Genomic DNA, 9,988 nt, shown 5'->3' with positions numbered 1-9,988 from the left:
ATGGACTTATCCCGTTCGATTACATCGAACACTGCTTAGAGCAATTATCCTACCCTGATTGTGACCTCAACAATCTCTTACCCTGGCAGGTTAGGCTAGACAAGGCGTAGTTCGCCGGACGCATACGCTTTAACTTACAGTTACCTGTTTGCAAACTAATTAAAGCTCCAACTTTTCTGGCTCTGGGATATTCGCTATTTCCTATTTAAAACTCTGTATTATGGACACTATTTCAGCATTTAATGAAAAGCGCATTAACGCTCCATTTGCAATATGTACTGAAATAGCAGTTTAAGTCACTCAAAATACATTCACGTAGGTTAAGCTAGAATGTAACTTATAAATAGGCGATAAAACCATTTTACGATTGAATTAGCCTATCACTTCAATAATGACATTATTTTCATTTTTGAAGTGTAAAGCTAAATAAACAAATGCAACTGCCACAGCTTTCAGTACAAACTGATACATCAATATTTAAAGTAGCTCGTTAAGTAAACAGCTACTTTTCCTTAATGAGAGCCTTAATACATAGCTAAATTCTCTAACTTACAACATTGTTATTCGCAGCTAGCGTCTTTTTCTTCGTATGTTGTGATGTGAATAACATCATCAGAACAATCATCTGAGAAGCACACTGTAAATCCATAGTCGAATGATTCGATATCGAAATCAGGCACTAGCTGTGTTGTCTTTTTCGTGTCACTGATGAATAACTCAGTGGCACTGTCATTCACATCAATAGCGGTGCCTTTTGGTGCGCGATAGACGTTATAGGTTACATGATCTCTTTCCGTACCAAGCGCATTCAGTGTTAATTCAAGCATTCCGCATAAAGGAAGTGACTCGCCAAATGTTTCAATTAGTAGCTGTTTATCACATGCATTACCATAAGGAAGTGCCTGCTTGATGTAGCTTAAATTACCCGCCTGATAAAGCTCACCCGCTTCAACAAGTTTGTCGTTGTTAAGATGACCTTCACCACAGCTATCAACAGTACACGTTGTGGTGTCACTAAACTCAGTAGATGTTGATAAAAGAAGGTATTTTACTTCTGCTGGTGTTAGCCCGTCAGTAACACTAAGCACGTTGGCAATCGCTGCTGAGACAAGAGGAGTTGAGAATGATGTACCATCACCGACGTATGCCTTGTTGGGCAGAGATGGGTCATCTAATCCATACACGGCCAAGTCATCTCCGCGAGCAGTAATGTCATTCATAAACCCATAATTAGTAAAGCTTGCCTGGTTGTCATTTATGTCAGTAGCAGAAACAGCAATTACACCCTTGCAGTTTGCCGGAAATGCAAGTGCGGTTTCGACGCTGCCATTTCCTGCGCCAGCAACAACTGCAATACCTTTTGATAGGGCATAATCAATTGATTCCTGAGCCTCAATAGGGCAGTCAGAATAACCGGAGCGACTAATATTAATTACATCAACTGGGCGACTAATATCAGCGATACCCTCATCGGCAAAACTTTTCCCTGCCAGCCAAGCTATGCCGTCATTTAAGTCGAAGGTGCTTCCTTCACCACAGGCAGCCACTCGTGCTGGGATGACTTCAACGTTATTGCCAGCACCAAAGATTCCCACTCCATTATTGCTTTTTGCTGCAATGATTGAAGCGACATACGTTCCGTGAGGATTGCATGAGGATGACTCACGCATTAACTTTTCACTGTATGCATCACTGTCACGCTCAAAAAAGTCTGCACTTTCACTCGCGTAGTTGATATCAGGATGCGGAGCAAATCCCGCATCAACAAGTCCAACACGGATTTTCTTTGTCTGCTTTGTTTGTGATTTTAGCCACGAGCCAATAAATTGATTGCCGACAGTTGCCTCAGTTAATGAAGAGTGCATATAAGAATACTGTAGGCGCTGAAACTCAGCATCGTTAGGCAATGAGCTATCAGATGACACAGACTGCTTGCCAGTAGGCTGAGGTGCAAGCTGTGGCGTAAAGTAACGCTCAGTAATCTGTGTTTCTTTTGGCGCAGACATTGCTGCTGTTGCTACGAAAGACGCGAGTATTGCCATTGATAAGGTGGTTAATTTTTTCATGATATTCTCCGGTTATACAGCGTTATTCTGCGGCACAAGTTGATGAAATGATTTTGCCGATTAACGCAAATTCGCTATTAAAAACCCACTGGCCGTTCACATATGAGCCCATTGATGGATTACCAATTAAAGATGACATGCCAGTCAAGGTCATACTTAACTCACCAGGAGTAAACACCGGTAGCTTGTCTGAAAGCGCTGCAATATCACTGATTTTTGTTGCCAAAGTGGTGTTGATTGGAAGAATGTAGGTTTGCAATCCGCTTATAGTCGAATCAATATCTGTCTCACTCAGTGCGCCAGCCTTGTAGTCTGCAAGCATTTTGGTGATTGCTGCTGAAGAGTAAGAGTTGTTTTTAGCTAAGGTGCTGTATGCCACTGTTTGCGCGTCACTAAAGGCATCTTGATAATCATCTGCATCGGATGCTGTTGTTTCGCCAACATACACCGCAGCACTACTGTAAAAGCGGTAAATATTCGTCATGTCAGCAAATAATGATTTTTGACTCACTGATGATGCGTAGGCGGTTAAAAACGAAACCTTACTGACGGCAGATGTGTTTTTAACATTAGCCGTGAACGTAACGGTATGTGAAGTTTTGCTGTCTTTGGCGGTAACGACAAACTGCTCAATGAGATCGTTGTTCATTTCAGGGGCAGTAAAGGTCACATTAACTGAATTACCACTAATATCAATTTTGACTTTTCCTTTGCCTGAATAGCTACTTGTTGCCGACAGTGTGCCATTAACATTACTTGCTGAGAATGAGCCAGAAACTGAGCCTAACTCATCTACTGAGGCACTAATCAAAGACGTGCTAACTGTCATTGGTTGAGATGGCTGTGTGGTTACTGGTGGCGTTGGTATCACCGAGGAGCTATCATTTTCATCGCTGTCACTGCCCCCACCACAAGCAGAAAGAAAAACGGTTATAACCGCAGTATAAATAAACAGAGCGATGTTCTTTTTCATTATATAATCTCGATTAATATTACGAAGTGTAAAGTTGATTGTTGTGTTATAAGCTAATTATTAATTTTAATGCAATAATTTAATAAGGTAACAAGTTGGTTGAGAAAAAATTAATAAAGTAATTCTGTGGTGTTGAATTATTTTTTATTTTTAACAGGCGGCGCTAAGCTCTTTTAATATGCGTGTTATCTATTGCTGTTGCATTTAATGCGAAATGTTAAGTTTCAATTTAATATAAGTATTAATATTTTATTAAATTGAAAGTGTGCGCCTTTATGTGTCATAACGTAAAATATCAGCAACCTATGTAAAGGCTGCTGATTAAGTTGATTTAGCTTATTTCCAGTCGGCTACCCATGTTTGATAATTTGATTTAAATGAACTGTAAGTCATTACTTGCCCGTAATGATTTTTTAGATTAAGCGCATCAAACGCTGACTCAAAGCTAGTGATGCCGCTTGCTGTATTTGAATATAGCTTGTTTATGGTGCTAACATCATTATTTAGATGAAGATAACTATAAGCCAAACCATATTCTTCATAGTATGCATTTTTATCTGATGCGTTGTTCATATCATCAATTGATGTATTAGACACTTCGCTTCGTTTAGTTATTGATTGGCCTGAAAGATACACTGCTTGACCTTCTACAAGCCAGCTCGGAAGGTTGTATATACCAATAACAGAGCGCTCAGTGACTCGATAGTGTTGCATTTGAACATGGTGAATAAGCTCGTGCTTGGTGTAAACTGATTGCAATACACGACTATCCGCTTCTGGCTCAGCGAAGTTTAGTCCGTGAAATGTCCCTTCAGCAAAACGACTTTTATTCATGTGTCCAGCAAGACAGACAATAACTTTGTCGCTGCGTTTTTCAACTTCCTCTCCTGAATCCCCGCTAAATTTTTCTGTTAGAATTAAGGCCGAGTCAATAGCGCCCTGAGTGTCAAGAGACTGATAATGATCTGGGATGCCATAGTAAACATCGCTAGAAGTCATTGACTTCCAATCAACATCTTTATGAATGCCAGTGTAGACATAGTTATACGCAAGTTCATCATTGTATTCAGTTGTGTTTAAAAAACGATTTGCGATTGTTGGCGAGTATTGCGGCATAAATTCTTTTAGAGATGCCGTGGTAAAGTTCATTTTCCCGTAGGAAAAAGACATATTGTTTTGAACAAGTGTTGCAACAGCCATTAAGTCATTATTGCCAACTGCGCTGTTAGCATAAACTCGTACAAATTCGCTTTCAAAATACTTGTCAGAACTACCATTACAGTAATAACCCTGACCTACATCTTCTGTTGGATATTCGATATAGCCATCACTACCAGATTGCATCGTATTACCAGATACATAGGTTTTAGATGGTGTTGTATCTGATGGAGCATCGGTTTCTTTTTCTGAGTCGCCACCGCCACCACAGGCAGATAACACTAATGCCGCTAATAATGTATAAGAATGTTTTTTCATTTTAATGTCACAGAATCTCAATAACGCCATTAATATCCATCCACACATTAAATGTGTGGTGATAAAAGCTAATGTAAAAACAACAATACTTCGTTGTTTTCAGCCTCAGTGTTTAGTCCCCAATTAATTACTCGCCATGAGCAGTAAAGGGGGCATGAATACACAAACACCCTTATAAAAAAATAACCCAATTTACAGAGAATGACTACAGACGGATTTTTTAAAAAAAACCACATAAGAATTGAAAATTTTTTTATATTATAGCGTTTCAGCTCAAATTTTAAGCATTCAAATCAGTCTGTTATGGACTTTTAAACGGTTAAGGATATAGTCACAAATTACACCGTGTCATACTTTGTGATGACTCAGCGATACACTTGCTCAAGCAGTCAATTACCTTATGTTGCTGCATAAATGTTAACGGTGCAGCATTAATAACGACATGTTGATTTGTGAAAGAGTAAAAACATAACTTTGGTGTTTATATGGTTTCATTATTTGCGTGTTGTTGAGTATTTTAGGCATCTTTATACGGATATAACTCTCATTCACAGGCGGGAACGTGACTTCACTTTACGATATTTTTATTCAAGCAATATCACTTCCTGCTACACAACAACGTGCATTTATTCATCAGCAGTGTGAAGGTGAACAAGCATTAATTGATGAAATTAATGTGCTTATTACCAATGATAACGAGCTTGCTGAACATGATTGGTCAAGATTAATGGCAGACCAGTTTGACAGTTTATCTAACCATGTGACCGCGTTAACAGGCTGTTTTGTGGGTGCATTTAAATTGGTGAAACTCATTGGCCAAGGTGGCATGGGAGCCGTTTATTTAGCCGATAGAATTGATGAGAAATTTGAACAGAAAGTGGCTGTTAAAATTATTAATCATCAATTAGAGTCATTTATAGGTAAAGAAGCCTTAATTCGTGAAGCCAGCTTTATGGCAAAGCTCAATCATCCTAATATTGGTAAGGTTTTTGACGCGGGGATCTCCGCTGAAGGTTATTCTTACATTGTGATGGAGCTCGTTGATGGTAAGCCAATTTCAACGTTATGGGCCGATAACAGCGTTCGACTAAAAGATAAGTTAAGCGTTTTTTGTAGCTTATGTGACGCCATTCATCATGCGCACCAAAATCAAATTGTTCATGCAGATCTTAAACCCGCTAATATTCTGGTCGATAATCGCAATCAAATAAAGGTATTGGATTTTGGTATTGCGCGTATCTTTTGTAATAGTGATGAACCAAGCCAACAGATATACAAAACGTATGTTAAGGCGTTAACCCCTATTTATGCCAGCCCAGAAGTTAAACTCGGCGAGCTTGCCAATACAACAAGTGATATTTACTCACTTGGGTTAATTTTAAAAGACTTACTGCTTTGCTCAGATGAATATAGCAAAAGAGTGGAATTACATGCGATTGCTGATAAAGCATCCAGCCTTGATAGTTCGTTACGTTATCTTTCTGTTTTAGATCTTAAATATGATATTGAACGCTATTTAAGTCATCAAAATGTAACTGCGTATTCGGGCAGTTATGGGTTTAAATTAACAAAGTTTGTTTTTAAGCGATATCCTATCCCGACATTGACAGCGGTGAGTTTTTTTGCCGCGATAACTTATCTAACTGTGAATTTGTACATACAGTTTGAAGACCTTAAAGTGGCTAAGAATCAGTCTGACTTGGTGGTGAAAAAGTTATCTGAGCTATTGGAAATGGCAGACTTAAAAAAATCGAATGGTAAAGAGTTACTCGCGGTAGATTTATTAGATAATGCTAAAAAAATCGTTAAAGACGATAAAGTCCTTAATGCCGATTCTATTGCGAAAATCAAACTGACTCTGGCTGATAGTTATGAGTCTATTGGTAATATTGCACAAGCTAAAACTCTGTATCAAGAAGTGATAAATAGTGTTGCATTATTAAGCGACGCTGATATGGCTTTTAAAGCCGGCGGACAATTAGTGCAATTGTACAACTATTCAAATGAATTTAGTTTGATTGACCCTAATACAAGTGTGTTACTTGATCATTTAACATTTTCGGGTGTTAAGGGGTTACCAGATACACCATTGCAAGCCATTTTTTATCATAATTACCTTAATGGCCAGAAATACCATTTATATCAAAGTATGCCCAGCGATATGGGGCTACAACACATTAATTTACTGAGAAATATCAAAGCCCATTATTGGGATGAATTAACCGATGAGCTTAAGGGTAATGTGCTTGGCGCACTCGGTGGTGCGTTAGAGAATCAAATACCCATTGGCATTGAGTTTAACTTTGAGCAAACAGATGAACTCATTTTTGACTCACAATATAAACCTCTTATTGAAGAAGCCGCTGTTGCCCTTAATCAATCGGTCGAGATTTATACTGGTTTGAATAACCAAATTGAAGTATTAAAAAAGCAGTTAGTATTAGGCCGGGCGTACATAGAATTAGACAGATTTGAAGAAGGACAGCGTGTAATGAGTCAGGCGCTGAATAACCACAAAAAAATTGTCGGTGAACAACATCCTAATAATATTCACTTTTATCGCATGATTGCTGGTTTTTATGCTTATGATGCGCCGCAATTAAGTTATCAAGCGGCGGTAAACGGTGTCACGTTAGCGGAAACATATTTGGCGACTAACCCCGGTTTATATCTGAATTCGCTTGAGGTGCTGTTGTTCACGTTATACAACATAGGGGATTTTGAACAATATCAACAATATGCTAATCGGTTGTTTAATGTGTATTTAACCCTTGGTACTGATAAGCGGGACATTGCATCGGTGACGTTAGCAGCAAAAATTATAGATGAGTATTTGTCTATTATTGGGAAAGCCCCTGAACACTTGCCCGCGATTGTGACTCAAATTTTAAATGATGTTGATGGGCTGGTGAGTGGCAAAGACAATATCCCAGAGCGAACCACAGCGCTATTTACACCCGCATTCAATACTTATTTACTGAATTTAGTCACAAGCCAGGACTTAGCACTAACGCGTATTGATTATTTGCAATCGCAAGATGTGCTTACTACAACAGCAAAGCGAGATGTTTATTTTTACAATAAGAAACAACTTGAACTTGCCTATTTACTGAGTGAAAGCGCAAGCACAGAAGTGCCCCCTAACATTGCGTTAGCAGCATTACCTCAGTTTACATGGGGAGCAAAAGAGCGTCGCAATTCTGCTAATCGTCTTGATGTATTGATAAAAGAAGCCAAAATCGCACTTAATTATCACGATATAGCGTTTTCAAAGCGCAACATTACCCAGATTAAAACACTGTTAGATAACCGAAATATTCAGAGTAATAGTAATTGGTATAAACAATACCAGCAGCTGGTGGATGACGTTGCCGTTTCTGAACGGTCTGTGGGTTTAGCAAAACGCAGCAGTTAATATCGATTCAAAGGAGCTTGTTAATGACAGAAAGTGAAGTGTTGTGTTTAATTAAAGCTTGGCAAAATGGCGAGCCTGAGCCAACGAAGGTATTGATGGAATTGGCTTATATTAAAATAAAAGAGTATGCCAATATTCATTATGACAATCTGCCTGAGGATGTAAATACTGCATTTTTATCTTTGTCTGTTACGGATTTAACGCATGATTGCTATGAAAAGTTGTTGGTCGCCGAGTCAACTTTACCTGTTGAAACATTACGTGAGTTTTACAGTTATTTAAATTCAACGGTAAGAAACCTATTTATTGATCATTATCGTAAGACGGTAAAGAGCAAGGCGAGGGGGATGAGTAAAGTGTCATCAACCATCGCGATTAATCAAAAAGGCCAACCTTTGGAGGACGACTTTAATAGCATCATTTTGTACCTCGAAATGGACGGCTTTTCTAAACACTATGCCAGGCAGGCAGAGGCACTGGATTTACGCTATTTTGCTCAAAAGAGTAACAAAGAAATTGCCAGGTTACTCGGAGTGTCTTTAAGAACGGTAGAAAATGATTTACGGTTTGCCAAAGCATGGTTAAAGCAACGCATGCAGCCGTCTGTTCAACCGTCTAGAGAGTTTGCATAAACGGTGTTGTGATAGTGATTTAAGATACGTTTAACCACCAATAAAAAACCAGACAAGCTGTCTGGTTTTTTATTGAACTCATTTAACTAACGAATAAAGATCAGTCATTACAAGTTTCACAAACGTTAACACCGGTGAAATCAATATCACCTAATTCACCATTAACAACGGATTGTGTCATTGGACCATAAGCATTTTCATCAGCGGTGTCGATGGCGTAAATTTGGTAGTCGCCATCTGGAATGCTGCCAACGGCATAGCTATAGCCGCTCTGATCTGTATTTACCGTAACTTCATACTCATTTTCTTGATCCAGTGTTGGTATTAGAAACAATCTGGCGATGGTGACTGTCGCTGAAACAGATGTAAATGATGCTGAATATTGATCTGTATTCAGCCAGTCATTTAGGATTAGTTCACTGTATCCTTCTGTTGTTAATAGGTCTGTGTAGTCATAGCCAGAAGGCAGTGTGAATGCGCCTGTTGCTTGCAACATTGCGATTTCACTGTGAAACTGTGGCATTGTTTGAGGATCTTGTCCTGCTTGATACGAATTTCTAATGAGTGAGATAAGTGCTTGATCAGTTAACCCTTTGTCTACTAAGTAGTTAACCGAGGTTTTATAGATTGAGTATAGTTTATTATCGTATTGTGGATAGGCTTCTAAGATATCTTGTTGGTGGTTATAGGTGTTAATGCCATAAGCTGATTGCAACCCTTGTAATGAGGGATTACTTGCCAGATCGCTTGTAAAGTTCATTAATAATGAACGGCTTACATTACTTGAATCCATTGAAGCAAAATACTCCGCACTGCCTTCTTGGAACCAACGAGGTAAGTGATGGTATATTGTATTTTTTCCAAGTAATTCAGTTTGAACAACATGGAATAGCTCGTGTTTTGCTAGTTTAAAACCGCTAGCGTTAAGTTCAATAGGGCTAAATGTCATACTGGCAATTGAGCCTGTTCCATTACCCGTTTGATTGTTATCGAGACAAATTACCCACTTATTTTGTCCATCTAAATTTAGGTCATTACTTTTATTTAAGCCCGTCGCAGTTATCAGTTCATTTAAGGCTATTTGAGTAAGTTGTGCTGCATAAATTAAATCAGCGTCATTCCCATCACTTTTGGCGCTTGAGCTGAAACCTACATACAAGTCTGTCGTTTCATAGACACTGCTTGTTGTCGAACATTGAGATTCTACGCTGTTATCTGATACCGATGGGGTTATCGCCAGCATTTTTTGAGCAAGTTCACCTGTTGGGGCCATATAGACACTTTGCTCAGAAGAAGAGGAGCCGTTGCCGTTGCTAGGTGTATTGACTGAGTCGTCGGTGTTTTCATTGCTGTCGCTGCCACCACATGCAGTTAATCCTGCAGATAATAATGCGATACTGATTAACGATGTATATTTTTTCATATT

Annotated in this window: 6 protein-coding genes; 2 read left to right on the top strand and 4 right to left on the bottom strand. The window is 38.9% G+C overall.

Annotation, left to right across the window (positions count from 1 at the left end; genetic code table 11):
• Positions 1-560: 560 nt before the first annotated feature.
• From AC19MX_RS18835 to AC19MX_RS18825, 3 genes are all read right to left on the bottom strand, one after another.
• On the bottom strand, positions 561-2,066 hold the full coding sequence (locus AC19MX_RS18835; protein ID WP_498299469.1) for a S8 family serine peptidase: 1,506 nt from the start codon (positions 2,064-2,066) through the stop codon (positions 561-563).
• A gap of 22 nt (positions 2,067-2,088) precedes the next feature.
• Entirely contained in the window at positions 2,089-3,039 is a 951-nt protein-coding gene (locus AC19MX_RS18830; protein WP_498299467.1) for a hypothetical protein, read from the bottom strand.
• 336 nt (positions 3,040-3,375) lie between these two features.
• Positions 3,376-4,515 (bottom strand): hypothetical protein, encoded by a 1,140-nt coding sequence (locus tag AC19MX_RS18825; RefSeq protein ID WP_498299465.1) that lies wholly within the window; start codon positions 4,513-4,515, stop codon positions 3,376-3,378.
• 562 nt (positions 4,516-5,077) lie between these two features.
• On the opposite strand from AC19MX_RS18825, the gene AC19MX_RS18820 reads away from it, so the two are divergent.
• Complete coding sequence (locus tag AC19MX_RS18820; protein WP_498299463.1) at positions 5,078-7,930, top strand: serine/threonine-protein kinase; 2,853 nt, start codon at positions 5,078-5,080, stop codon at positions 7,928-7,930.
• Between the two features lie 23 nt (positions 7,931-7,953).
• The gene (locus AC19MX_RS18815; protein WP_432401855.1) at positions 7,954-8,562 is read left to right on the top strand and encodes a sigma-70 family RNA polymerase sigma factor; all 609 of its coding nucleotides are present in this window, start codon (positions 7,954-7,956) and stop codon (positions 8,560-8,562) included.
• A gap of 100 nt (positions 8,563-8,662) precedes the next feature.
• Here the strand turns inward: AC19MX_RS18815 and AC19MX_RS18810 are convergent, their stop codons facing one another.
• Entirely contained in the window at positions 8,663-9,985 is a 1,323-nt protein-coding gene (locus tag AC19MX_RS18810; RefSeq protein WP_498299461.1) for a hypothetical protein, read from the bottom strand.
• Positions 9,986-9,988 lie beyond the last annotated feature (3 nt).

The organism is Shewanella sp. MF05956 (assembly GCF_059758055.1).
Note: the sequence above shows the minus strand (reverse complement) of the source record. Positions and strands in the feature narration are given on the sequence as shown.